This window comes from Paenibacillus sp. FSL K6-2393, from assembly GCF_038002545.1.
Classification (GTDB): Bacteria; Bacillota; Bacilli; order Paenibacillales; family Paenibacillaceae; genus Paenibacillus.
Map to the genome: position 1 here is coordinate 2,692,284 of NZ_JBBOCU010000001.1, position 25,101 is coordinate 2,717,384.

Genomic DNA, 25,101 nt, shown 5'->3' on the forward strand with positions numbered 1-25,101 from the left:
GACGCCTGTGAAGCGTCTGAACACATATGAACTTATAACATTCTGGCGTTCTTTAGCCTGATCTTTCAATAATAAGTGTATCTTATTCATTGAAGACAGGTTAGAGGATAGCCGGAGTGTTTTTTTTTTTCATTAGTGTGGTATGTTATATTTTTGAAGAATGAAATCAATACAATCGTTCATGGCTGGAGGGAGATCAATGCAGATGGACAACAACGAAATAAATTCAAAGCATTTGGATCACCTGGATCATATGAATTTTAGGCTCCTTCACGTGAACTATACGAGTGACCCTGCGACGGAGTGGCTTCTGAGGAAACACTTCATTGAAACATACATGTTATTATTTGTAGCCAGTGGACAAGGGTGGTTAAAGATCGATGGCAGTTTCATCGAATTGAAGGCGGGCGGACTGTATGTAGGCTTCCCGGGGCAACTGGTTGAGGCAAATGTGCATTCGTTGGATGAACGAGGCGTGTATCACATGAGTTTTGATGTCATGTACGCACTGGAGCAGGAGGGTGGAACAGCCCTTGATATGATGAAGCAACTTTTACGTAATGAAGTGAATGGCGGGGTCAGCTCATCTTCGCCCGTTGCTGTTGGCGTGATCTGTCAGATGATTTACCACCACACGTTGAAGAAGGATGGTTTGCAAAGGTACTATGGTCAGATTCGTTTTCAGGAACTATTGTATACCTTGTTTTATGACGTGGCCTGTGCCGAAAAGACGGATCTCGTTTCACCAATTGAACATGTCAAAGGCTACATGGAGCAGAATTATTCGAAGAGATTAACCATTGAGGAATTAGCAAATGTGGCACGAATGAGCCCTCGACATTTCATGCGTTTATTCAAGAAAAGGTATGGTTACAGTCCTGTGGACTATTTAACGCTATATCGAATCAAACAAGCCCAGATCTTAATGAGAAATGATCACAGTTATCGACTCAAGGATGTGGCATCGTACGTGGGTTATCAGGATGAGACGTATTTCCGGCGTAAATTCAAACAAATCTCTGGCATTCCACCAGCAGCGTTTATACGTAATAGCAAACAAAAAATTGCTGCACTTCATTCTTTGAGCATTGGTATACTGCTTGCTTTGCAGATCATTCCATGTGCCGCGCCGGCAAGTCATCCGTGGACATACTATTATAGACGTAAATATGAAACGGACAAAGTTATGCCACTCGCAGAGAGTGAGACCACCTGGCTGGAACAGCTTCGATTAGTTAAACCTGATTATATTATTACGATTGGGACGGAGTCTGAGTCTCTGCAAAGTCAGCTACAATCTATTGCTCCAGTGTGTGACCTCCCGTGGGGAAAAGGCGATTGGAGAGAACATTTGAGATATGTTGCAAGTTTTTTGGACAGGTCGGATATTGCAGAGGTATGGCTTCAAAGATATGAAGAGAAAGCAACGATCATAAAGAATCAGCTTGCGGATTTCATACGAAAAGACAGATTAGTCGTACTCAAAGTTCATGGTGAAGCGTTGCAGATGTTAGGCCCAAGGAGCATTGCTTCCGTTTTTTACGTTGATATGCAAATGGAGGGTCCCGAAGGAGTTGAGACTTATTGGGAACGGGGAACAGCGACCATTAAGGAACTATCTGTTCTCAACGTTGAAAGAATATTACTGATTGTGGGTGATGATGAGACATCCAGGCAGACATGGTCTGCTGTGCGTAAGTCTGAAGAATGGCTTGAGTTGTTAGCAGTACAGGATGGCAGAATGGATATCCTGTTGTCGAGCGTCCTGCTGGACTACACTGCGTTTACCCATGAGCTTATGTTGGATGAAATATTAAAGTTATGGCAAGATCGTCCATAGCAAAAAGTCTGAATAGTCAATATCATGCCTGAACATATTTTATTATACTACTCCTATATCGTAGTGATAATGATAATTATTATTGATTAGACATTGTCATATATTAATGACCTATAGGGGGTACATACAGAATGAGATTCAGAAGGATAACCGTAATATGCACAATGATGTTGATGCTCGTTATTTCGGCTTGTGGTGCAGCAGGCAAAGAAGCATCCTCGAGCAAGGGACAAGAAGCGGGTTCCGCCAATTCTTCAACAACAGAAGCCAGTCAGGTGAAAAAAGTGAACATGGAAATGGGAGAAGTTGAAATTCCGGTGAACCCACAAAAAATAGTTGGTTTGTCCGTTGTATATCCAGAATTTTTATATTCACTTGGCATCGTACCCATTGCTGTACAGAACTACCATGAGGATTTTCCTTCTTACTTGCAAGAGCCATTTGCAAACACGATGAAAATGGGAATAGGAAGAACGCCTAACTTTGAAGCCCTCATGGAGGCAGCTCCGGATTTAATTATCGCTCCTGACTGGTGGTCCAAAAAGGACTATGATCAGCTTACTCTGATTGCACCTACCGTACTTTTGCCACAGCGTGATGATTGGCGCGATGAACTGCGGGATATGGCCAAAGTTTTGGACAAAGAAGAACAGGCAGAAAAGGTGATCCAGGATTTGGTGGATAAGGAGAAGGTAGCTGCTGCCAAATTGGATAAGCTGATTGGTGAGCAGACTGTTCTCTACATTAGAGTGATGGAAAAAGAAATCGTACTTCATGGGGAGAACCTTGACCGAGGAAACTTTGTCCACAAACGATTGGGAATGAATCCACTTCCTAATTTCCCGAAAGATCAAACGGCCATGTCCGTATCCTTGGAAGTACTGCCTGAATACGACGCTGATCATCTGATCGTACAGCTCGATGATGAGACTAATCCGGAAATTAAAAAGAAATTTGAAGAAATGTTATCTTCATCGTTATGGAAAAATCTGAAAGCAGTCAAGCAGGACCACGTCTACATGGTGGGTGGCAAGGAATGGTTCAATCTGGGAATGTCTCCACTTGCCGATGAATATGTCATTGATGATATTGTTGCTGCTTTTGAAGCAAAAAACAAATAAAGCAAACTGGGAATGTTACTTGTATCTCGAATTCATAACTAAATAAACAAGGTGTGTTTAAAATGAATGAAGAGGATATCTATGATGTAACCATCATTGGAGGCGGCCCTGCTGGCATGTATGCGGCTTTTTATGCAGGGATGCGTGATATGAAAGTCAAAATCATTGAAGGGAAGGACCAACTTGGTGGTTTTCTGCATACCTATGCGGAAAAAACAATTTGGGATGTTGGTGGCCTGCCACCTATGAAATGTTCGAAGTTGATCGAATGGCTTGTTCAGCAAGCAAATACGTTTAATCCAACGGTTGTATTGAATTGCCAGGTAGAAAGGTTTTCCCGACTGGATAACGGAATATGGAGTATGTATACCGCTGAAGGGGAGATACACCATACGCGCACGATCATTGTTGCAGTAGGCCGCGGTATCGCAGAGATTCAGAAGCTGGAGCTTCAGGAGCCGATTGAATATGAGCAAGAGAACCTTCATTACACCGTGCAAAATCCAGAACATTTCGCTGGGAAGCGTGTACTCATTTCGGGTGGAGGCAACAGTGCTGTAGACTGGGCAATTGAACTTGCTCAACTTGCTCGCAGTGTAGTTGTAATCCACCGGAATAATGAGTTCCGCGCGATGGAACGAAATGTCAGTGAGATGAACAATATAACGGATGTGAGAACACCATACAGCATCACGCAGCTTCATAATAATGGAAATCGAATCCAGCAGGTTGTGATCACGCATATGAAAAGTCAGGACAATGTAGTGTTGGAAGTGGATGAAGTTGTCATTAGTCATGGATATAAAAGCAATTTAAGTGATCTTGCCAGTTGTGGCTTAGAAATGGACGATGGAATGGTTCTAATGAGCCACCATGCACAGACGAGTCTTCCGGGTGTTTTTGCAGCAGGGGACTGTGCCACCCACGAGAGCAAAGTTAGACTCATTGCAGGTGCCTTCAATGATGCGATCGTGGCAGTTAATAGTGCGAAACAATATATGACGCCAGACGCACCCCAGATGGCTTATGTTTCTTCCCATAATGAAATCTTCAGAGAAAAAAATCGACAAATTCCAAGTCTTTAAACTTGGGATTTGTTTGCGTATTTCGATTCGTTGGAGTATTAAAGTCTGATCTTTTAACATTTCCTTAATTTTGGGAGGAATGGAAGGAGTATCGAATCTGTAAGCGGTAATTGTAAAATTTGATCGAAAAAACACAAAAAATCTTGTAAAATTCACAAGAAAAATAGGGAGTACTCTTGCAATCTTTAACCAAAACCCCGAAAATAGAGAGACAGATATAGAAGATTTCTCTTTGGGAGGATTGGAAAGAACATGTGGGGTGCTCCTTTTACGGCTCAAGCCAAAAAAATGCTGCTACTAGGCAGTGGAGAATTGGGAAAAGAGGTCGTTATTGAGGCCCAACGACTGGGAGTAGAGACGATCGCTGTTGATCGTTATGAGAACGCACCTGCAATGCAGGTCGCGCACCGGTCTTACTGCATCGACATGCTGGATGCCGAAGCTTTGAAACAATTGATCCGTAAAGAAAAACCTCATTACATCGTACCTGAGATTGAAGCTATTGCAACAGAAGCTTTACTGGAGCTTGAGGAAGAGGGATTTTGTGTAGTACCTACTGCCCGAGCTGCACGTTTAACGATGGATCGCGAAGGCATCCGTCGGCTTGCAGCCGAACAATTGAAACTTCCGACAGCTGACTACCTTTTTGCGGACAACCTGGAACAACTTCAGGAAGCCGTACGTGAGCTTGGCACACCTTGTGTCATTAAACCATTGATGAGTTCTTCCGGCAAAGGGCAGAGTGTATGCCGTACACCGGGCGACGTGGAGGATTGCTGGAACATTGCTCTTTCGGGAGCACGTGGCAAATCTGTTCGTGTTATCGTGGAGAGCTTTGTGCAATTTGACAGTGAGATTACATTACTTACCGTTAGGTCTGTATCTGGCACCGTATTCTGTCCTCCGATCGGTCACATTCAGAAGGATGGGGATTATGTCGAATCCTGGCAACCTCATGCAATGACTCCTGAACAATGGGAGCAGGCTTGTCATATTGCCAAATCCGTCACGGATGAACTTGGCGGTTATGGACTGTTTGGAGTGGAATTGTTCCTGACTCCGGATGGTGTTGTGTTCAGCGAGGTATCGCCTCGTCCACATGACACAGGAATGGTTACAATGGTGACGCAAGACAGTTCCGAGTTTGCGCTGCATGTACGTGCAATTCTTGGTTTTCCGGTCACAGGTGTACATCTGTTGACACCGGGAGCTTCAGCAACGCTGAAGGCTAATGATGAAACATCTGACTTTACTGTAGGCGGGATAGAAGAAGCACTGGCTATTCCTCGTACTCAGATTCGTGTATTTGGCAAACCTGAGACCAAAGTAGGACGCCGAATGGCTGTAGCCTTAAGTGCTGGCCAAGATGTGGAAGAAGCTCGTAAAACAGCGGTGCAAGCCGCTAATATGCTGAAAGTGGAGGTAAATCATGTCCAATAATGTTGAGGCCCCTGTACTGATGATCCGAGAGTGTGAGCTGCGAGATGCTGAAGCGGTAACGGGACTGATGCGAGAGGTCAGCTATCCGACAACAACCAATGTCATGAAAGAACGCATTGAATGTTTGGAAACCAATCCAAACGCATGCATGCTTGTTGCCGAAGTGGATGAACAAATTATTGGTGTGATTGGCTTGCAATGTGTGCAAAGTCATGCCTATCCAGAACCTGCCGCACAAATTACTTCCCTGATTGTAGGTCAAGAACATCGTGGTGGTGGGATTGGCCGTCGTCTGATGGCTCGTGCCGAAGATTGGGGCAGACAGCAAGGTGGTAAACAACTGTTTGTCACGGGTGCTAACCGTGAAGTGACTTCAACAACGTACTCTTTTTATGAGCACATTGGTTTTCAGAAGAGAGGCTATCGGTTCAGTAAAGTTCTTCTATAGTATAAAAAAAGTTTCTTCTATTGCATGGAAATTCTCATGATATCCTGATCTGCACATTCTGGTGTGGTGAATGATAAATAGATGGTGAAGCGACATTCGACTAGCATTTTTAGTCCGAATGTCTTTTTTTTTATGGCTAAAAAATGACAAAAAAGTTACTTTTCCATATTTTATAGGTTCACAATCTCCTGTTGAATTGATATACTGCTAGAGTATTAATTACAAAGTTGTAATAACTAATCTTAAGGAGATGAATGAATTTGAAAAAGAAATGGATGAAAACTGTCGTAACGAGTAGTCTGACAGCCGTACTGGCCGTAGGGGTAATGCTTCCTGCTTCCGCGTCTGCTGCAGATTCAACATATAAGACTATCACAACGTACAAAATTACAAGTACAGACAGCTTGAAAGCTTATATTGAGAAATGGCTCAAACAAAATGGATACACCGTATCCGAGGGGCAAATTGTAGAGAAGCCTGCTACGCAGCCTGATCAAACAACGAAACCTGCTGAGCCGACAACAAAACCAACTCAACCAACAACAAAACCTGCTGAGCCTACAACTAAGCCTGAGCAACCGACTAAACCAACACAACCAGCTCAAGAAGAAAAACCGGAAACTACTCCGGCTAAAGATCCTTCAAACACAGGTAATACAGGTAACAATACAAGTAATAATGGTAGCGAAAGCACACAATCCGACTTTGCTACTCAAGTTGTAAAACTTGTGAACGCTGAGCGTGCTAAAGCAGGTCTGAACGCTCTGTCTTCAGATGCACTTCTGGACAAAGTGGCTGTTGCTAAAGTAAAAGATATGAGCAACAACAACTATTTTGATCACCAGTCACCTACGTATGGTTCTCCGTTTGATATGATGAAACAATTCGGAGTAACTTACAGCTATGCAGGTGAGAACATTGCCCAAGGACAAAAAACACCACAGGAAGTGGTTACAGCTTGGATGAATAGTGAAGGTCACCGTGCCAATATTCTGAGCAAAAACTTTACGCATATCGGTGTAGGTTTCTACAACGGATACTGGGCACAAGAGTTTATCGGTAAATAATCGATTTATAATGAAGAAAGTATGAATTTCTTTCCAAAAGGTTATGCCAGCACACAGTTCAAATCTGTGTATGGTATAACCTTTTTTCCGTAAAATGACATAAGGAAAATGAATTCTGCGAATATAGCGCCAAAATTTGCAAATTAACGACAGAACATTTATGTTATTTAGGAATAGCATCATCAGGGCGTGTCTGAAAACTCCGAAGGAAGCGGATTTTCAGACACGCCTTAATGTAAAGTCATTATAAATTATTAAGCACCCGGATTGGTGTGCATGAGCGGAGATGTGATGATGAAAAAGAAAAAAAGCCTGGATTCAGCACCATGGATCTGGAGAACCGTCAGTACAGTATCCATCTTGGCAACCTTGTTGTTGTTATTTGGATTTGGATACGCCATAAAAGACGTGATTTTCCCCGAGGGAGATTCAGCGTTAACTACAGGCCAAGAGGCAACTGCTCCATCTAAGGATAAAGAAGGAGAACCGGCTGTAGTGAAAGATGGCAAGATTCGGATGGCTGTCATCGGCGATTCCCTGGCAAGAGGTACGGGGGATGATGAAGGACTCGGTTTTGTGAGACGTGCAGGGAACCTGCTTAAAGATAAAGGATATGACGTTCAGGTTCTTAATAATCTGGGTGTAAACGGTTTGAGAACAGATGCTTTACTGGAAAAACTCGATGAGCAAGGCGTGCGTTATGTCTTACAACAGTCCAATTTTATTTTGCTCTCGATCGGCGCAAATGATTTGTTCCAGGGAGGACAAGTTCTACAGGGGGAAGATCCGCCAACAGCAGAGCAGCTGGCAGCGGCTTTGCCTGAAACGTCGAAGCGCCTTCAAGAGATATTGAAGAAAGTCAAAGAAATTAATCCCGATGCACAGATTGCGTACATAGGGCTGTACAATCCATTTGGCGATGTGAAGGAACTAGAGAAGCCGGGTAATGCAGTAGTTGCTGCATGGAACGATGCCGCACTGGCTATTTTGAACAATGAGGACAAGATGACACTTGTCCCTACATTCGATTTATTTGAAAATCATCTGGGGGAGTATCTCTCTTCAGATCATTTCCATCCCAACGGACAAGGTTATGAGCAAATTGCAGTTCGGATTGCACAGGAATTCCAGGCAGATACACCGGCAGAAGGGAGCGGAAATTAAATGGCAGAGCAGCAGTATGATTCCGTTTTGTCTGTACAGCATCTGAAGAAGCGGATCGGACGCAAGTGGATCATTAAGGACGTTACATTTGACGTAAAACCTGGTGAAATCTTTGGATTTCTCGGTCCCAACGGTGCCGGCAAAACAACAACGATACGGATGCTGGTGGATCTGATCAAACCGACAGAAGGAAAAATTAAAGTCTGTGGTTATGATGTGAATCGGGACCCTGAGCGTGCTTTGAAGTATGTAGGCTCCATTGTTGAAAATCCGGAGGTATATACATATCTGACAGGGTGGGAGAACCTGGAGCATTTTGCCCGCATGCAACCAGGTGTGGACAACGAGCGCATTCAGGAAGTTGTGGATATTGTGCGTCTGGATCAGCGGATCCACGATAAAGTCAGAACATACTCATTGGGTATGCGTCAACGGCTTGGTATTGCACAAGCGCTGCTCGGGCGACCGCGTCTGCTCATTCTGGATGAACCGACGAATGGCCTTGATCCAAAAGGCATTAAGGAACTTCGTGTCTTTATTAAGCAACTTGCCAGTGAAGGTATGGCTGTATTTGTCAGCAGTCACTTGTTAAGTGAGATCCAGCTTCTCTGTGACAGAGTAGCGATTATCAGTGCTGGGCGTGTGCTTGCCGTTGGAGGTGTAAGCGAACTGATAGAAGATCATTCCAAGTTGGCTATATGGCATGTTTCACCACTGGAACAAGGCAAAAAGATGTTACTGGATGCAGGCATTGCTCTGGTAAGTCGACCTGCGGATGTGATGGATGATACCATTGTTGCGGGCCTTGGTCCAAACGCTGTGGTTGCCGAGATGCATGAAGATCGAATCCCTGATCTGGTGCAGCAGATGGTTCAAGCTGGTATACAGGTTGAAGGGGTACAGCGAATTCAGCCTACGCTTGAACAACTATTCTTAAAAATGACAGAAGGTGAATCCATTGAGTAATATCATGCCGCTGATCCGTAATGAAACGATTAAGATGGTGAAGAAAAAACGGCTTTATATTATATTTATTGTACTTGCGGTCCTCGTACCAATGTTTACGTATGCCCAGATGAAATCTGCGGAGAATAATCGCGACAAGTTTGGTGGCGATTGGCGGCTTGAACTGCAACAGGCCATCACAGACAATCAAAATTCGCTCGGTAGCGATCGGGTACCTGAAGAGTACAAAAAATATAGAACAGTATATATCCAACAGATGCAGTATTATCTCGAAAATGACATCAATCCCAAAGAACCGGGTGGTGTTACCTTTACACGGGAGTTCATGAACAACGCAGTTGGATTGTTTATTCCACTGTTAATCATGGCTATTGCTTCAGATCTTGTTTCAGGTGAACGTACGACAGGTACGATTAAAATGCTTTTAACGCGTCCGGTTAGACGCTGGAAAGTGCTTCTGAGTAAATTAATTACGCTGATTATGTTTGTTTCAATCATAGTGGTATCAGCCTACATTATATGTTATGTCATATCGGGTGCGGTCTTTGGTTACAAAGGCTTCAACATGCCAATCTTCACAGGATTCAAAGTTGTGGGAACAGATGTTGATATGTCGGCAGTGCATGCTGTAGACCAGTGGCTGTATATGCTTATGCAGGCAGGACTGATCTGGTTTGTGAGTGTAATTGTGGCTATGCTTGCATTTATGGTATCCGTACTTGTGCGAAGTACAGCTGCAAGTATCGTTATCATGATGGCCGCTCTGATTGCTGGAACAATCTTGACCAGTATGGCTGCATCCTGGCAGACAGCGAAATATCTGTTCATGGTTAACCTCGAACTTCCTGATTATTTGTCAGGCGGATTACCGCCAATCGAGGGTATGAATTTAGGTTTTTCCCTTATTGTGCTTAGTGTTTGGGGCATTGCTTCACTCATTGTGTCATTCCTTGTCTTTACGAAACGGGATATCTTGAATTAAAATGGACAAGGATAAGAAAACATCTGTTTGCATTTTAGGCATTTTTTTAGTTGCAAGTTAAGAAGGGGGAGCATGAATGGTCGAGCAAATCGATATGTCGGCAGGTTCGACAGGCGGAGGACAGGGGTCTTCAGGCTACGACGCGGACGACATTCAAGTACTTGAAGGGTTGGTAGCGGTACGGAAACGGCCGGGGATGTACATCGGCAGCACCAGCACTTCGGGTCTACATCATTTGGTATGGGAAATTGTCGACAACGCTGTCGACGAACATCTCGCCAAATTCTGCTCCAAAATCGATATCACGCTGCATAAGGACGGTTCTATTACGGTTCAGGATAACGGAAGGGGAATTCCGACAGGTATACATAAAACAGGGATTCCTACTCCCCAGGTCGTGTTTACGATTTTGCACGCAGGCGGAAAGTTCGGTGGATCAGGATACAAAAAATCAGGCGGTTTGCACGGTGTAGGTGCGTCAGTTACAAACGCATTGTCCGAGTGGCTTGAAGTCGAGATTTTCCGTGATGGCAAGATTCATCGTCAGCGATTCGAGTATTGGAAGGACAAAAAAGGGATTGAACATGTCGGTGAACCGGTCTCCGGTCTCGAAGTGTTGGGCAATACCAATCGGACAGGTACAAAAGTTACATTTAAACCGGATATTCGGGTGTTCCAGAACGGCATTCAATTTAATTATGATACATTGGCAGAACGCCTCCAGGAGATTGCTTTTCTGAATTCAGGTCTGAGAATTGTGCTTAAGGACGAACGTTCGGGCAATCAGGATGAATACATGTATGAAGGCGGAGCAAGCCAGTTTGTTGCTTTTCTGAACGAAAATAAAGATGTGTTGCATGATGTTATTCACTTCTATGCGGAGAAGGATGACATTGAAGTCGAAGTGGCAATCCAGTATAACGCGGGTTATACAGAAACACTGGCTTCGTTCGTGAACTCGATCCCTACTCGGGGTGGCGGTACTCATGAGACCGGATTCAGGGCTGCGTATACCCGTGTAATGAATGATTACGCACGGCGTACCAGCATGATTAAGGAAAAAGACAAAAACCTCGAAGGTAATGACCTGCGTGAAGGTATGATGGCCGTCATCAGTGTCAAAATGTCAGATGTTGAGTTCGTGGGTCAGACAAAGGATCAGCTCGGCAGCGCTTCCGCTCGAAGTGCAGTGGATTCGGTCGTGTCCGAGAATATTCAAAGGTTTCTGGAAGAAAACCCGCAGGTAGCTCAAACGTTAATTCGCAAAGCGGTTCAAGCCTCCAGAGCCAGAGAAGCAGCTCGCAAAGCACGTGATGATATGCGTACAGGCAAGAAACGCAGTGAAAGTTCCAACCTGAACGGCAAGCTGACGCCGGCGCAATCAAAGGATTTTACCCGAAATGAGTTGTTTATTGTTGAAGGTGATTCCGCAGGTGGTTCTGCCAAACAGGGCCGTGACTCGAAGATCCAGGCTATTCTGCCGCTCAAGGGAAAACCGCTCAATCCGGAAAAATCGAAGCTGGCCGACATTCTCAAAAATGAAGAATACCGTGCCATTACAGCGGCGATCGGGGCGGGCATAGGAACCGAATTTGCAGTTGAAGACAGCAATTATTCCAAAATTATCATTATGACCGATGCGGATACGGATGGCGCACATATTCAGGTGCTGCTGTTGACCTTCTTTTATCGTTATATGAAGCCTTTAATTGATGCAGGCAAAGTATATATTGCTCAGCCGCCATTGTACAAACTTACTCGTAAGTCTGGTAAGCTCGCGACTGTTCGATATGCATGGACGGATGAAGAACTGGCGAATTATATGAAGGAATTCGGTAATAATGTTGAGCTTCAACGTTATAAAGGTCTTGGTGAGATGAATCCGGATCAACTGTGGGAGACAACAATGAATCCGGAAACTCGTGCGATGCTGAAGGTACAGATTGTTGATGCAGCAAAAGCAGAACGTCGTGTATCTACGCTCATGGGTGATAAGGTTGATCCGCGGAAACGCTGGATTGTAGAGAACGTCGACTTTACAGAGTACGAAGAATAGAAGGTGCTTGGAATGAGTCCATCAGAACAATTTATGCCGGCCTTTCTCGAAGAGGTCGTTGGGGACCGTTTCGGTCGCTACTCCAAATATATTATTCAGGATCGAGCCATTCCGGATGTCCGGGATGGGTTGAAGCCAGTACAACGGCGTATTCTGTACGCCATGTACGATTCAGGTAATACGCCTGACAAGACTTACCGCAAGTCTGCCAAAACCGTTGGGGACGTAATGGGTAATTATCATCCACATGGTGACTCCTCCATCTATGAGGGTATGGTGCGGATGGCTCAGCCTTGGAAAATGGGCCATATGCTCGTGGACGGTCATGGTAACTGGGGATCACAGGATGATGACCCGGCAGCGGCGATGCGGTATACGGAGGCCCGTTTGTCGCCCATCGCAATGGAGATGCTTCGCGATATCGAGAAACGGACGGTGCTGTTTAAGGATAATTTTGATAATACGGCCAAAGAACCGGTTGTATTGCCATCCCGTTATCCGAACTTGCTGGTTAATGGCGTCAGCGGTATTTCCTCGGGCTTTGCAACCGAGATTCCTACACATAATCTGCGTGAGGTCATTGATGCTTCCATCGCTGTGATGGAGAAACCGTCGATTGAGCTGGACGAGATCATGATGTTTATGAAGGGTCCTGACTTTCCAACAGGCGGATTGATTATGGGCGGTGACGGCATTCTGGATGCCTATCGCACAGGTAAAGGACGGATCTATATCCGCTCCAAAACCGAGATTGAAAACATGCGCGGTGGCAAACAGCAAATCGTCATTACCGAGATCCCTTATCAGGTCGTGAAGTCTCGTCTGGTTACAGCGATGGAGAACATCCGACTTGAGAAGAAGGTTGAAGGTATTGCCGAAGTGCGTGATGAGAGTGGACGTGAAGGTCTGCGAATCGTGGTTGAGCTGAAAAAAGAAGCGGACGCACAAGGTATTTTGGCTTATTTGCTGAAGAAAACCGACCTGCAGGTCACCTATAATTTCAATATGGTGGCGATTGTGAATAAAGCACCTCACCAATTAGGATTGAAATCGATCCTCGAGGCTTACATTGCCCATCAGCGGGAAGTTGTAACATTCCGTACCCGGTTTGAGCTGGAGAAGGCGCAAGACCGTGCGCATGTGCTCGAGGGCTTGGTAAAAGCACTTAACATCCTTGATGAGGTCATTGCGGCCATCAAAGCGTCGAAGAACCGTCAAGATGCTCAAAATAACCTGATGTGGATGTTTGGATTCACGGAACGCCAAGCGGATTCCATCCTTACTTTGCAATTGTACCGTTTGACTAATCTGGAGATCAATTCTCTGGAGAAGGAACTCGGTGAACTGATGAAGAAGATTGCACAACTACAATCCATTCTGGATAGTGACCGTAAGCTCATCGGAGTCATCCGCAAAGAATTGATGGAGATTCGTGAGAAATACGGCATAGACCGTCGTTCCGCGATCCAGGGTGAAGTGGAAGAACTCAAGGTTAATCTCGAAGTGCTTGTCAATGCGGAAGATGTATTTGTTACGTTATCCAAAGAGGGATACGTGAAACGTACAGGCATGCAGTCCTTTACACGTTCAGGTGGTGAACGGAGCGGAAGTGGAGTAAAAGATGGCGATTATATCGCTCAGGTTCTGGAAGTAAATACGCTTGAGAACTTGCTTGTCTTTACGAGGAAAGGGCAGTACTTCCTGTTACCTGTTCACCAGGTACCTGAATTCAAGTGGAAAGATCCAGGCACAGCCATTGTGAATGTCATTCCCCTTGCGAAAGATGACCGTATTGCAAGTGTGCTTGCTGTGAAATCCTTTGAAGAGCCAAACCACAGTCTGGTTTTCGTTACGCGAAGAGGACAGGTGAAACGAACGGAACTGAAGGATTACGTTACCAAGCGTTCCGGTGCAGTTGCGGCTTGTAAAGTGGGCAAGGACGATGAAGTGTTATCTGTACATCTAAGTACAGGTGGTCAAGATATTATGTTGATTACAAAAGAAGCCATGGCGATTCGTTTCCGAGAGGATGAGGTTAATCCAATGGGACGTGTATCCGGTGGTGTTCGTGGTATTCAGTTAAGAGATACAGATGAAGTTGTATCTGCCCTATGGGTAGAAGGAGATGAAGGTGAAGTTGCCGTGTTGTCCGATTTGGGATATGGTAAACGTTCATTACTCCTGGATTATGCTATCCAGAGCCGTGGAGGCAAGGGGCTTGCCACATTCGAGTTCAAGGAAGGCAAACGTGTGAAACCGAATGGCAGCCGTATTGTTGGAGCGTTTTATTGCAAAGAGCAACGTAAGATCACTGTAATGACCAAGGAAGGCCAAGTGCATCCGATCTCTTCGGAAGGTGTTCCGATTACTGAGCGCAAACACATTGGCAAACTGATCGTTCCTGTGGATAAACAGGACGAGATCGTTGAACTTCTGAGGGACTTCAATGAGAATCAACCAGCATCATCTTCATAAAAACAAACAAACGAGACTTTTCGCAGAACAGCTAATCCTGTCATGCGAGGAGTCTTTTTTTGTTGTTCGAAGGCGGATTAGAAGAGGTCATTCATGCGAAGTTTAACAACCTTCGTCGATTACGGTCGATCGCTAGGAAATTGAAAAAAGGCAGCAGGAATGCGGCTTTGGAGCGCGAAAACTTAAGCAGGTGAAGTGATAACCGGTTGCAGAGAGGAGCGATGGAAGATGTATAATTCCGATTTTGCCAAGTGCTGGTCCAGGTTAACGAAAGATTATAAATTGCATATGGATCAAGAGCTGGCACCCTCATTAACGGAGGCTCAGCTGGCTGTTCTGGAGGTACTTGAAGATCATCAGAAGATGAAACCTTCGGATCTGATACCTTATCTGGCGACTACGCCAGCTGCTGTAACCATGCTGCTCGATCGGATGGAGAAAAATGATCTGATTCGCAGGAATCGGGATAATCAGGATCGACGCATTGTGTGGGTATCTCTGTCAGAGAAAGGAAGAATGGAGACAGAGCGGGGAATCACCATCCGTAACGAATTCATGAACTCTGTTCTCAGTAACATTTCGATGCACAATCAACAATTGCTGGTATATCTGTTAGGCAAAATGACAACACCGAAGACCAAAGAGCCTGCCTTATCTACTTCGGTATGATACCATGCTGATTCTTCTGAATAACCATAGGAGTGCCTGCTCGTTTCATGCAGGAGCCCTATGGTTATTTTATTTACAAATTACATATGATACACACTGTGTCCAGGTTAGTTGAGTAAAGGCATGGATGTAACACAGTTAGTATGTCCTGATATTATTTTTGTGAATTCATATGTAAAGAGTTGACTATGTAAATATTTTTGTTATAATAAATAATTGTTCCCCTGATATTTCGTGTACGAAATATTATATTCCAAAAGTAAAAGGGTGAAACAATGACTGATACGTATGAAGTATTCTATATTATTAATTCGTTCCGCCAAGTGAATCAAATGCTTTTTCGAGCATTTTGGAATGAAAACAAGGAGATCGAGCTGACTTCGATCCAGTTTATGGTGTTATCCATCCTGAGGGAGCGTCCTTCCATTGGCATCAATGAAGTGGCTGAGCTATGCCATATGGGCAGCAGTTCCATGAGCGCTGTTGTGGAGCGACTGGTCAAAGGCGAGTATATCGTTCGGACACGTTCAGATGCTGACCGCCGATCCGTTAAGCTTCAGATTACGGACAAAGGGGAACAGGCCCAACAGGAAACGCACCATTTGTGGATGGAAAGAGTGTCACCCATTCTGGATATATCGAAGGAAGACCTTGAGCACCTACTTAGAATTCATAGTCAAATGATTGAAAAGTTAGAAGGAAGAGAGATGAACAACATATGAGTACGACTACTGCTGCAGCTCCATCCTCAGCGATGGACAACATCAAGAAAGGCCCGATTGTAGCGGCATTGTTAATTGGTGCCTTTGTGGCATTCCTGAACCAAACCCTGATGAACGTAGCGCTTCCTAAAATCATGGAAGACCTCGCGATCAATGCAAACAAAGCCCAATGGTTAACTACGGGTTATATGCTCGTCAACGGTGTACTGATTCCGGTTACGGCATATCTGATTGCCAAATTCTCAACGCGTCAAATTTTTATTACAGCCATGACTCTATTTACCATAGGTACATTAGTCTGTGGTCTTAGTCCAACCTTCACCATTCTGATGGTAGGTCGTGTCATTCAAGCGGCAGGTGCAGGTATCCTGATGCCTCTCATGACCGTTGTATTCCTGACCATCTTCCCGATTGAGAAACGTGGTCAGGCCATGGGAACCATGGGGATCGCGATGATTCTGGCTCCTGCGATTGGGCCTACACTTTCAGGTTATGTGGTTGAGCATTATTCCTGGAGATTGTTGTTCTACATCATCTTGCCATTTTCTATTATTGCAACGGCAATTGGTATTGCTTTTGTCAAAAACGTAACACGTCAGTCCAGACCTAAACTGGATTATCCAGGCGTTATTTTATCTACACTTGGTTTTGGTAGTTTGCTCTACGGATTTAGTGATGCGGGTACCGATGGATGGGGCAGTGCAATTGTCATTGGATGTCTCGTCGTAGGTGCGATATCCCTGATTCTGTTCGTTATTCGTCAACTGACAACAGATCATCCGCTCCTTGAGTTCCGTATTTTCAAGTACAACATGTATACATTAACCACAATTATCAATATGCTCGTGACAATGGCGATGTTTGCAGGTATGATCCTGCTTCCTATTTTCCTGCAAAACATTCGTGGATTCTCACCAATTGAATCAGGACTTCTGATGATGCCTGGTGCGATATTGATGGGGATTATGTCTCCAATTACAGGTCGCATATTTGATAAAGTGGGCGCACGCTGGCTATCGGTTGCAGGTCTTGCCATTACGGCGATTACAACTTGGGGACTGAGTCGCCTGGCAATCGATACTACTTACGGCTACATGATGTTTATCTATACGGCTCGTATGTTTGGTATGTCGATGCTGATGATGCCGATCCAGACAGCAGGTCTGAATCAACTGCCTCAGCGTCTGAACGCGCATGGTACAGCGATGTCCAACACATTGCGTACTGTTGCCGGTGCGATCGGTACAGCCATTCTCGTTACCATCATGAGTAGCAAGCTCAAAACACATCTGGCGGATGCAGTGGCTGCGGGCCAAGTTGACCCTAATAATAAGACAGCGATGTTAGCTGCTACCGCAGATGCAACAATTTACGGTGTTAACTATGCATTCATCGTGGCTACCGGAATGACCGTGGTTGCTTTGATCATGGCGTTCTTTATTCGGAAAACAAAACCAGCTGTTGAGCCTGTTACTGTAGAACAGGAAAAAGCGACGGCTACAGCATAACGAATATCAGAAAAAACCAAAAAAGAGAACTCTAGCAGTTGAAATGGGGTAACCCTAACTGCCTGAGTTCTCTTTTTTTTTGGTGTGCGCAATATGAGGAGAGTAATCTTATTATTCGGTCTGGATCGTTGGATCGAGAAGAAATACAGGATCCGGCTCATGACCGAACTGTTTGAGGTTAATGGTTCCGTTCAGTTGAAACTCCACACCTTCGCTAATCAGTTCTGTTTCCTGCATCATGCGCGAGTGTTCGTCCGGTATGGAGATTTCGCCTTTTGCGTTGACGACACGGTGCCAGGGCAGACGTTCCTTGCGGCTCATCGAGTGCAGAATACGAACGACTTGTCTCGCGGCTCTTGGACTTCCGGCATGGGCTGCAATCTGACCGTACGTCATCACTTTACCTTCGGGAATCGCCGCGATGATCGCAACGACTTGTTTGGTAAACGGGGTCATCATGATGTCTCCTTTCTATATCTTAGGTATATAGCTGAAAATATGAAAAAACGTGTCGTTCAGATACAGAATCTGAACGACACGTGATATGGACAGATCTAACCTGATCCTGTGCATTTATAGAGGTTGTTCGATAAAAATGCTTGTGATCCCATCTTCTCGTTACTGAAAACCAGTCTTTTTGAACACGTATTTATTGAGGTTGTCCAAAAGCTTTTTGGTACACGGCAGCTGGCCATTCTGCCCAGGGGAATTCTCTTGCAGGCAAAGATTGCAGAATAACTTCTTCCTTGGTAACTGGATGAGGAAAAGCTGCAATCGCAGACCAGAGAGCGATCTGTTGCCCGGGTTTATTCACGCTTGCACCGTACTTCTGATCCCCGTACAGAGGGCAGCCAATTTCTTTCATTTGCACCCGAATCTGATGAGATCTGCCGGTGTGCAGTTCGATATGAACAAGGCTGTAACGGTCCGTCTCACCAATGACCTGATAATCCAGAATGGCATCCTTACCGCCAGCCGTGCCTTTAGGCACAACAGTAACGGTATTTGTGCGTGCATCTTTCAGCAGCGTGTGTTTTAACGTTCCCTGTTGTGCAGGCAACTTGCCATGTACAACAGCCACATATATTTTACGGAAATGACGTCCCCGCACAGTCTCGGACAATCTCGAAGCTGCCTTAGAAGTCTTGGCAAAAATCATTGCCCCTCCAACAGGACGATCAAGTCGGTGTACTAACCCGAGATAAACATTGCCAGGTTTATTGTATCGTTCTTTCAGATCCTGCTTCAGCAATGTAAGCAAATCCGGATCACCTGATGAATCTTCCTGGGTAGGTACATTGACCGGTTTCGTAATGCCTAACAGATGGTTGTCTTCGAACAGAATCGGAATTGCATCGTGATCATGCCGATGTTCTGACATGATTAAGACTCCCAACGGCCCAGAATACCACAAGGCAGATCAAGACCACTACGTGTGATTGGCAGACCAATTTCACCTGCAGTAATGTCACCACCGTACTGAGCAGACATCGTCATGGTCAACATGTTGCGCAGAACCGTAGAGGAAATGCCCGTAGTGTAGGAGTTAACCAGCATGAATAATGGATTATCCGACAAGATCGTCATACATGACTTCAAGAAAGGATATAGGTTCTCTTCCAGTTTCCATGTCTCTCCATTAGGGCCTCGGCCATAAGAAGGAGGGTCCATAATAATGGCGTCGTAACGATTTCCACGACGTTGTTCCCGTTGTACAAATTTGAATACATCATCTGTAATAAAACGAACAGGGCGATCAGCCAGTCCGGATAATTGAACATTTTCCTTGGCCCATTGAACCATGCCTTTAGCAGCATCCACATGCACAACAGAAGCGCCTGCGTAAGCAGCAGCTACCGTTGCTCCGCCTGTATAGGCAAACAGGTTCAAGACAGAAATAGGGCGTCCTGCATTGGAGATTTTATCCATCATCCAGCTCCAGTTGGCGGCTTGTTCAGGGAACAGGCCAGTGTGCTTAAAGCTGGTAGGTTTAATGTGGAATTTCAGGTTTTCGTATCCGATCGTCCAGCGCTCGGGAATGGGCTTTTTCATATCCCAGTTACCGCCACCGGAAGAGCTGCGATGATAGTGACCGTGCACTTGCCGCCATTCATTGGTTTCTTGCTCAAGGGGCCAAATAATCTGTGGATCGGGTCTGCGTAAAATCACATCTCCCCAACGCTCCAGTTTCTCGCCGCCTCCTGTATCGATTACTTCATAGTCCTTCCAATTCTTAGCTACGTACATAATGATTTATCCATCCTTCAAAAGTCATTTGGATACTATTGTACAACAAAAAAGGGCTTGTACGCCAGTTGGGGGACGGGATCATTGGAGGAAGGTATTACATCTGACCTTAAAAGGGTGAGGTATTTTAGCTGTGTTGAAATCCAAGGTGTGCCATATACTGAAAAACAAAGATAACCAAAAATTTAATTTGACAATGATAATCATTATCACATATGATTTTGTTAATCCAAAATTCATTCTTTCTTCATAGAGAGAATATAACATGATCAAATTAAAGTGAGGGAAAAATAGATGGCTAAATTGTTAGTGGCTTATGCGAGCATGACAGGAAATACAGAAGAAATTGCAGAACTGATTGTGGAAGGAATTACACAGGGAGGCCACGAGGCAGACCTGAAATCCGTAACGGATTGTAATGCATCTGATGTATTGGACTATGACGGATTCATGATCGGTGTGTACACCTGGGGAGACGGGGAGTTGCCAGATGAATTCCTTGATTTCTATGAGGAGCTGGATGAACTAGACTTGAGCGGTAAGAGAGCTGCGGTGTTTGGTAGTGGTGACACCTCGTATGAGCAGTTCTGCGGTGCAGTTGATCTCGCGGCTGCCAAGCTGCAAGAGCGTGGGGCGGAGGTATCTCCAGAGATGTTGAAAATTGAATACAGTCCGCTTGAGCAGGAGAAAGAAACATGCCGTGACTTTGGCAAACGCTTCGCTGCTGCCGGATTACAGGTATCCTAAAGATCATGTTAAGACATAATGTTCAGGCAGCGATGCCGGTCGGAAGGAATGACCTTCCCGGACGTCTGCTCGAAGATTACAGATTGGAAGAAATGCTGCGCAGCCCACACCGATTCATCCGCCCTGAACCAGTGTCTGAGCAGCGTCCTCCACTGCAATGGAGGCACCGTGTACAATATGCGGTGAGCCATGCGGTCAATGCCTTTTATAGTCTCGACCCCGATGTTCGCAAAGAAGTACCTGTACAGTATTTACTTGAGAAGTGGTGGCCCAGAAAGACCGATGGTTTCGAATCTGTTCTCCATTACTGGGATGTGAAGAACAAGATCACGGATGAATTGTCACTTGCCATTGCAATGAACGATGATCTGAAACATCCAGCCATTCTTTTTGAACAGTGGAGAACGGAGTTACCTTCATTATCCATGCATTTATCGATGATATTTCAGGCGGCCTGGCAACCAGAAGGCTGGGATTCGCTGCTTATTCAGAAATATATGGTTGTCCACGATCCAAACGTAGTTGAAGCGTTTCAGCATATGGTCAGTGTATTCTGCTGGGAGGCCTTCGGAAAATTACCGGGTATGATCGAGATATACTGCTTGTTGGAAGGACGCAAAATTAGGTACATCCCTGGACGCCAGTCTCTGATACGTTCCATGGACTACATTCGCTTGATACGTGACAGCATGCCGCAAGCTGAAGTGGTGGAGTCAGAACAGTTTACGACGCGTGATAAGGCGCGCATACACGAAGAGGTAGATCGCTGGAAAACGGAAGCCGTTGAACCGAAGAAAACATGGTTGATGTGAAGGCGATTGAAGGATAACGATATATCATGCAGATAGAGGAGGGGAAGTTGCCATGTCTACCGGTCTAAGTCAAGATATAAGCAGCGGCAAGAGACGTGCAGGAACTTGCGAATTCAGTCCGTTGCCAGTACCCCAGTCGGTTATACGAAAGTTGCTTGATGAAGCAGATCCTTCATTATATGTGATGAGTTCAGAACCTTGGAGGTTTATGTTGTTTGCAGGCGAAGGGCGACAGCTATATCTGGAAGCGGTCAGACAGAGCTATCCACCCCATCTGGCTGATCGCTACGGCGATTGGGCTACATATCAATACACGGAAGCAATCCCTACCCATCTGGTTGTCGTGGCGCCTAGAAATGCCCGTGAGGATGATCTTCTGCCGGCCAAAGCCTGGAGCAAACGTTTTAGTATTCTGGCTGCGGAACAGGGTTTGAATGCTGTCTGGAAGATCAATGATTATCAACAACATCCTGTGTTTATGAATTTGATGGGTTTGACAAGTGAAGAGAAGGTGCTGGGGGTCTTCCATATCGGTTACGGAGACCAGCCTGCATTGCGGGATATGGATGCAAGCAGACCAGCCTCTGAACTGATGACGGTCTATGACCATCTGGTATAAAAAAATGATTCATTAGTTCTCTTATTTGCTGGTGTTGGACAGAAAATCACGAACGAGCTGACGATTCGTCTGATCTTTGTTGTAGACGGAGAACAATCGATTGGACACCGTAAGGACATTGCCAAAAAAGAATCGTTCGAATTGGGTCTGCCTGCCCCCGAATGATCCGGCCCCAAGCTCCCAGATCAGGCGAAACAGAGCGTTGCGTTCGTGAGAAGCCATATCGTTCCCTTTCAGATATATATTCAGTGACGGAGCGATATCGGATTGAAACTCTTCTTCCTGAGGGATCATAATCACCCCGCTCGAACCCAAGAGTTGCAGAATTTCAATCATCTCAGGATAAAGTTTCGGAAAAAGGAGATTGGCTGCCATTAATGGTTTGGGTGCAGGTAATACAAATCCTCGTCCGTCTGGTATTGCACCTGCCTCCGCGGCCAAGGCCAATGCTTTTAACGATTCAAGACCTGCGAACACACGTGCAGATTTCTCTATAACATGTGCTTCCGTATTCAGATCCAGTGTATCCGTGAGAAGCTGGATTGTACCGAGAACAAATTCCGTCTTGGCAATATAACGACACAATACCTGATGACCTGCGTGAATATGAAAGTTGCTACCACTGAAGAGACGTGAGGACATTTCCTCACTTCCTGCAAAAAATATTCGTTCATGCGGAACGAGCACCCGGTCAAAGATGACGATATTGTCCATTTCTTCATATCTGGAACTCAGAGGATAGTTGGTGTGAGATTCGGCTGCGTAAGTATCCCTGCATACCAGACTGATTCCTGGCAGATCATTGGGGACAGCAAAAGAGAATGCAAATGGATTTTCGTCATCAAATGGGGCAGGAGAAGGTGACGGATAGACAAAAATCTCATCCGAAGTGGCAGCTTGTGTAGCCATCATAAATGCTCCGCTAATAATGAGGCCTTCCTCGGTGCGATCTACGACCTTTGCGGCAATAGCATCCTCAGTGGCATCCAATTGCCCTGAGATTTTGCTGGCATATGGCTGAATGAAGGCATGGGATAGCGTAATATCATGATCACGGCAGTAGGCATAATAATTCTTGAGATTATCTGCATATTGGGGAGATAATTCGTTCAGGAGATCGGCACCTGTGTAAAAGGACATTATGGCTGTATTCATGTAATCGGGTGAGCGACCAAGAAAGCCATGATGGACATTTGCCCAGATATTCATCCCTTCCCGTCGTTTACGGAGGTCATCGGCACTCGTTGGAGGCAGGAAGGATATGCCCACAGGTTTGCCGTCTGCCGGGGAGGCATACGTCATCTTTTCCGCAAATTGAGGATCAGATTGCAGATCATACATGTACATCTGAGTCTCCATTAAACCAGCAAATGCTACATGTTCAGAGCGTTTTCCAGTAATCAGTTTACCTTTGTACCAGCAAGGGACGGACTGGGCATCAATTCGTTCGCGATACTGTGAGCCACTTTTAACAGGCATTATTATTCACCTCTTGGTTCTAATCGTTCATGGGCATACTGACTTCTTACGTAGTGTACGTAGGTCATCTGTCCAATGTGCATTTAAGAGGTGAGAAGCATTTTTACAGAATAGGGCTTGATAATAATTATCATTCTTGTTACAATAGACAAAGAAAAAAGGAACCGGTAAAGGCTCCTTTAAGTCGATTACATGAAATTACTTATTTCACTTCAAAAGTCTTACAGTCTGTTTCAGCAGACTGACTTGCTTCTTTGTTACTGTGACTCACGATGTAGATCGAAGAAGCGTTACATTTGTTTTCTTGAGCCCAGTGACGACAGGAATTAACTTCACACAATACGTCTTTTGCCATGATTGATAACCTCACTTTAATTGGATTACATTCGTTGGTATAAAGAAACCAGATACAACAAGTTGCCGCTTGCGAACCTGGAAAATTTTTGCTCTCACGAAATTTGGAGGGCTTTTTTGCGTTATACACAACGATGCATAATTAGAATAGCAAATTTTATTGAAGCTTGCAACCAAATGACTTCCTTCTGTGGCAAAATAGTGTACGTGCTGTGGTTATATTTGCAAAAAGGCAGTAGTATGTTATTATTTAATAGTAATAATTACGATTAAAGGTCTAAGTGGTTCTATATAAATTGAACTAAACATTTACACGATAACAGCGATCGGAAGGTTGTTCTGTCATCGAAGTGGTCAGTGTAAATATTCATTAGTTCAACTTATATAACTTGAATCACGGACTGACACTATAAATGAAGGAGCATATGTATACATGAGCAAAATAAACCATATGAACCGGATTCCCCGAGCAAAAGGGATCGATATGGCTGCTTTTTACACGCCAAAAGAGTGTAGACGCAAAGCCCAGCATATTGTATTTTCCGCTGAAAATGAACGCATCATTAATGAATTTATCACCATTCTGGGCATGAAAGAGAAGTTCAGAGAGCATGATGTATCAATCCCCAACAAAATGGTCATGTTCGGGCCTCCCGGCACGGGAAAAACATTAACGGCATCACATCTGGCGGAGCGTCTTGATCTGCCATTGGTTCTTGTGAGATTAGATGCGATCATTCATAGCCATCTTGGGGAGACGGGGAGTAACGTACGTAAGTTATTCGAATATGCACGAATGAATCCCTGTGTGTTATTTCTGGATGAATTTGATGCCATAGGCCGGACACGTGAGAGCAATGATGAAGTGAAAGAGATGGCTCGTGTCGTCAATACGTTATTGCAGTGTCTGGACGAATTCGATGGGGACAGCATACTGGTGGCTGCAACGAATCTGGAGACCCAACTGGATCATGCCATCTGGCGGCGTTTTGATACGAAGATGACCTATGGTATGCCTGATGATTCAAGTCGCAGATTGTATATCAGCAAGTTGGTGGGAGCATTTGAACAGGAGACCCGGCTGGAAGATTACATATGTGAACGCTTGAACGGGTGCAGTTATGCGGATATAGAGCAGATTGTTTTGAAAGCAAAGCGGAAAGCGATCATTGCCAGTAGTACACTTCATAAGCAACTGATCTCGGATGCTTACGATGAATACAAGCCACGTGTCTTAGAGTGTTGACTGCTTCTATTTTGGATAGTTTGGATAAAGCAACAAGGAACAACGCTGAAATAG

General features: G+C 44.9%; 23 protein-coding genes. 18 read left to right on the forward strand and 5 right to left on the reverse strand.

Features of this window, described 5'->3' with window-relative positions:
- Positions 1-337 precede the first annotated feature (337 nt).
- The 14 genes from MHI14_RS11950 (at position 338) to MHI14_RS12015 (ending at position 17,543) form a co-directional block, all read left to right on the forward strand.
- Positions 338-1,840, forward strand: coding sequence for an AraC family transcriptional regulator (locus MHI14_RS11950; RefSeq protein WP_165980212.1), 1,503 nt, complete (start codon positions 338-340; stop codon positions 1,838-1,840).
- 131 nt (positions 1,841-1,971) lie between these two features.
- Positions 1,972-2,961 (forward strand): ABC transporter substrate-binding protein, encoded by a 990-nt coding sequence (locus MHI14_RS11955; protein ID WP_341130343.1) that lies wholly within the window; start codon positions 1,972-1,974, stop codon positions 2,959-2,961.
- 62 nt (positions 2,962-3,023) lie between these two features.
- Positions 3,024-4,046: an NAD(P)/FAD-dependent oxidoreductase gene (locus MHI14_RS11960; RefSeq protein ID WP_091029006.1), complete on the forward strand. Its 1,023-nt coding sequence runs from the start codon at positions 3,024-3,026 to the stop codon at positions 4,044-4,046.
- A 252-nt stretch (positions 4,047-4,298) separates the two neighbouring features.
- Entirely contained in the window at positions 4,299-5,486 is a 1,188-nt protein-coding gene (gene purT / locus MHI14_RS11965) for a formate-dependent phosphoribosylglycinamide formyltransferase (RefSeq protein WP_091029007.1), read from the forward strand.
- Positions 5,476-5,934, forward strand: a complete 459-nt coding sequence (locus tag MHI14_RS11970; RefSeq protein ID WP_017687788.1) for a GNAT family N-acetyltransferase — start codon at positions 5,476-5,478, stop codon at positions 5,932-5,934. Before purT ends, MHI14_RS11970 begins: the two co-directional genes overlap by 11 nt.
- A gap of 260 nt (positions 5,935-6,194) precedes the next feature.
- Entirely contained in the window at positions 6,195-7,001 is an 807-nt protein-coding gene (locus MHI14_RS11975; protein WP_091029008.1) for a CAP domain-containing protein, read from the forward strand.
- Positions 7,002-7,295: 294 nt separating this feature from the next.
- The gene (locus MHI14_RS11980; RefSeq protein WP_341130344.1) at positions 7,296-8,165 is read left to right on the forward strand and encodes a GDSL-type esterase/lipase family protein; all 870 of its coding nucleotides are present in this window, start codon (positions 7,296-7,298) and stop codon (positions 8,163-8,165) included.
- Complete coding sequence (locus MHI14_RS11985) at positions 8,166-9,131, forward strand: ABC transporter ATP-binding protein (protein ID WP_341130345.1); 966 nt, start codon at positions 8,166-8,168, stop codon at positions 9,129-9,131.
- On the forward strand, positions 9,124-10,113 hold the full coding sequence (locus tag MHI14_RS11990) for an ABC transporter permease (RefSeq protein WP_211084733.1): 990 nt from the start codon (positions 9,124-9,126) through the stop codon (positions 10,111-10,113). Before MHI14_RS11985 ends, MHI14_RS11990 begins: the two co-directional genes overlap by 8 nt.
- Positions 10,114-10,189: 76 nt before the next feature.
- Complete coding sequence (parE, locus tag MHI14_RS11995) at positions 10,190-12,169, forward strand: DNA topoisomerase IV subunit B (RefSeq protein WP_249912270.1); 1,980 nt, start codon at positions 10,190-10,192, stop codon at positions 12,167-12,169.
- Between the two features lie 12 nt (positions 12,170-12,181).
- Positions 12,182-14,644 (forward strand): DNA gyrase subunit A, encoded by a 2,463-nt coding sequence (gene gyrA, locus MHI14_RS12000; RefSeq protein ID WP_249912271.1) that lies wholly within the window; start codon positions 12,182-12,184, stop codon positions 14,642-14,644.
- 228 nt (positions 14,645-14,872) lie between these two features.
- A complete protein-coding gene (locus MHI14_RS12005; RefSeq protein WP_124116267.1) occupies positions 14,873-15,313 on the forward strand; it encodes a MarR family winged helix-turn-helix transcriptional regulator in 441 nt (146 codons plus the stop codon).
- A 275-nt stretch (positions 15,314-15,588) separates the two neighbouring features.
- Positions 15,589-16,035, forward strand: a complete 447-nt coding sequence (locus tag MHI14_RS12010) for a MarR family winged helix-turn-helix transcriptional regulator (protein ID WP_036613308.1) — start codon at positions 15,589-15,591, stop codon at positions 16,033-16,035.
- Positions 16,032-17,543, forward strand: a complete 1,512-nt coding sequence (locus tag MHI14_RS12015; RefSeq protein ID WP_091029016.1) for a DHA2 family efflux MFS transporter permease subunit — start codon at positions 16,032-16,034, stop codon at positions 17,541-17,543. Before MHI14_RS12010 ends, MHI14_RS12015 begins: the two co-directional genes overlap by 4 nt.
- Positions 17,544-17,654: 111 nt before the next feature.
- Here the strand turns inward: MHI14_RS12015 and MHI14_RS12020 are convergent, their stop codons facing one another.
- From MHI14_RS12020 to MHI14_RS12030, 3 genes are all read right to left on the reverse strand, one after another.
- Complete coding sequence (locus MHI14_RS12020; protein WP_339312902.1) at positions 17,655-17,999, reverse strand: MGMT family protein; 345 nt, start codon at positions 17,997-17,999, stop codon at positions 17,655-17,657.
- A 193-nt stretch (positions 18,000-18,192) separates the two neighbouring features.
- Entirely contained in the window at positions 18,193-18,924 is a 732-nt protein-coding gene (locus MHI14_RS12025; RefSeq protein ID WP_091029021.1) for an RluA family pseudouridine synthase, read from the reverse strand.
- 2 nt (positions 18,925-18,926) lie between these two features.
- The gene (locus MHI14_RS12030; protein WP_017687801.1) at positions 18,927-19,790 is read right to left on the reverse strand and encodes a class I SAM-dependent methyltransferase; all 864 of its coding nucleotides are present in this window, start codon (positions 19,788-19,790) and stop codon (positions 18,927-18,929) included.
- A gap of 294 nt (positions 19,791-20,084) precedes the next feature.
- Between MHI14_RS12030 and MHI14_RS12035 the strand changes: the two genes are divergently transcribed.
- From MHI14_RS12035 to MHI14_RS12045, 3 genes are read left to right on the forward strand one after another with little or no spacing between them, the layout of a single operon-like run.
- Positions 20,085-20,537 (forward strand): flavodoxin, encoded by a 453-nt coding sequence (locus MHI14_RS12035; RefSeq protein WP_017687802.1) that lies wholly within the window; start codon positions 20,085-20,087, stop codon positions 20,535-20,537.
- A gap of 5 nt (positions 20,538-20,542) precedes the next feature.
- Positions 20,543-21,349 (forward strand): hypothetical protein, encoded by an 807-nt coding sequence (locus tag MHI14_RS12040; RefSeq protein ID WP_133385301.1) that lies wholly within the window; start codon positions 20,543-20,545, stop codon positions 21,347-21,349.
- A gap of 52 nt (positions 21,350-21,401) precedes the next feature.
- Complete coding sequence (locus tag MHI14_RS12045) at positions 21,402-21,968, forward strand: nitroreductase family protein (protein ID WP_076317523.1); 567 nt, start codon at positions 21,402-21,404, stop codon at positions 21,966-21,968.
- A gap of 21 nt (positions 21,969-21,989) precedes the next feature.
- Here the strand turns inward: MHI14_RS12045 and MHI14_RS12050 are convergent, their stop codons facing one another.
- The gene (locus tag MHI14_RS12050; RefSeq protein ID WP_341130346.1) at positions 21,990-23,447 is read right to left on the reverse strand and encodes a 4-hydroxyphenylacetate 3-hydroxylase family protein; all 1,458 of its coding nucleotides are present in this window, start codon (positions 23,445-23,447) and stop codon (positions 21,990-21,992) included.
- Between the two features lie 202 nt (positions 23,448-23,649).
- On the reverse strand, positions 23,650-23,802 hold the full coding sequence (locus tag MHI14_RS12055; RefSeq protein ID WP_076209985.1) for a DUF1540 domain-containing protein: 153 nt from the start codon (positions 23,800-23,802) through the stop codon (positions 23,650-23,652).
- Positions 23,803-24,234: 432 nt separating this feature from the next.
- On the opposite strand from MHI14_RS12055, the gene MHI14_RS12060 reads away from it, so the two are divergent.
- Positions 24,235-25,047 (forward strand): AAA family ATPase, encoded by an 813-nt coding sequence (locus MHI14_RS12060; protein ID WP_133385298.1) that lies wholly within the window; start codon positions 24,235-24,237, stop codon positions 25,045-25,047.
- Positions 25,048-25,101: the final 54 nt, after the last annotated feature.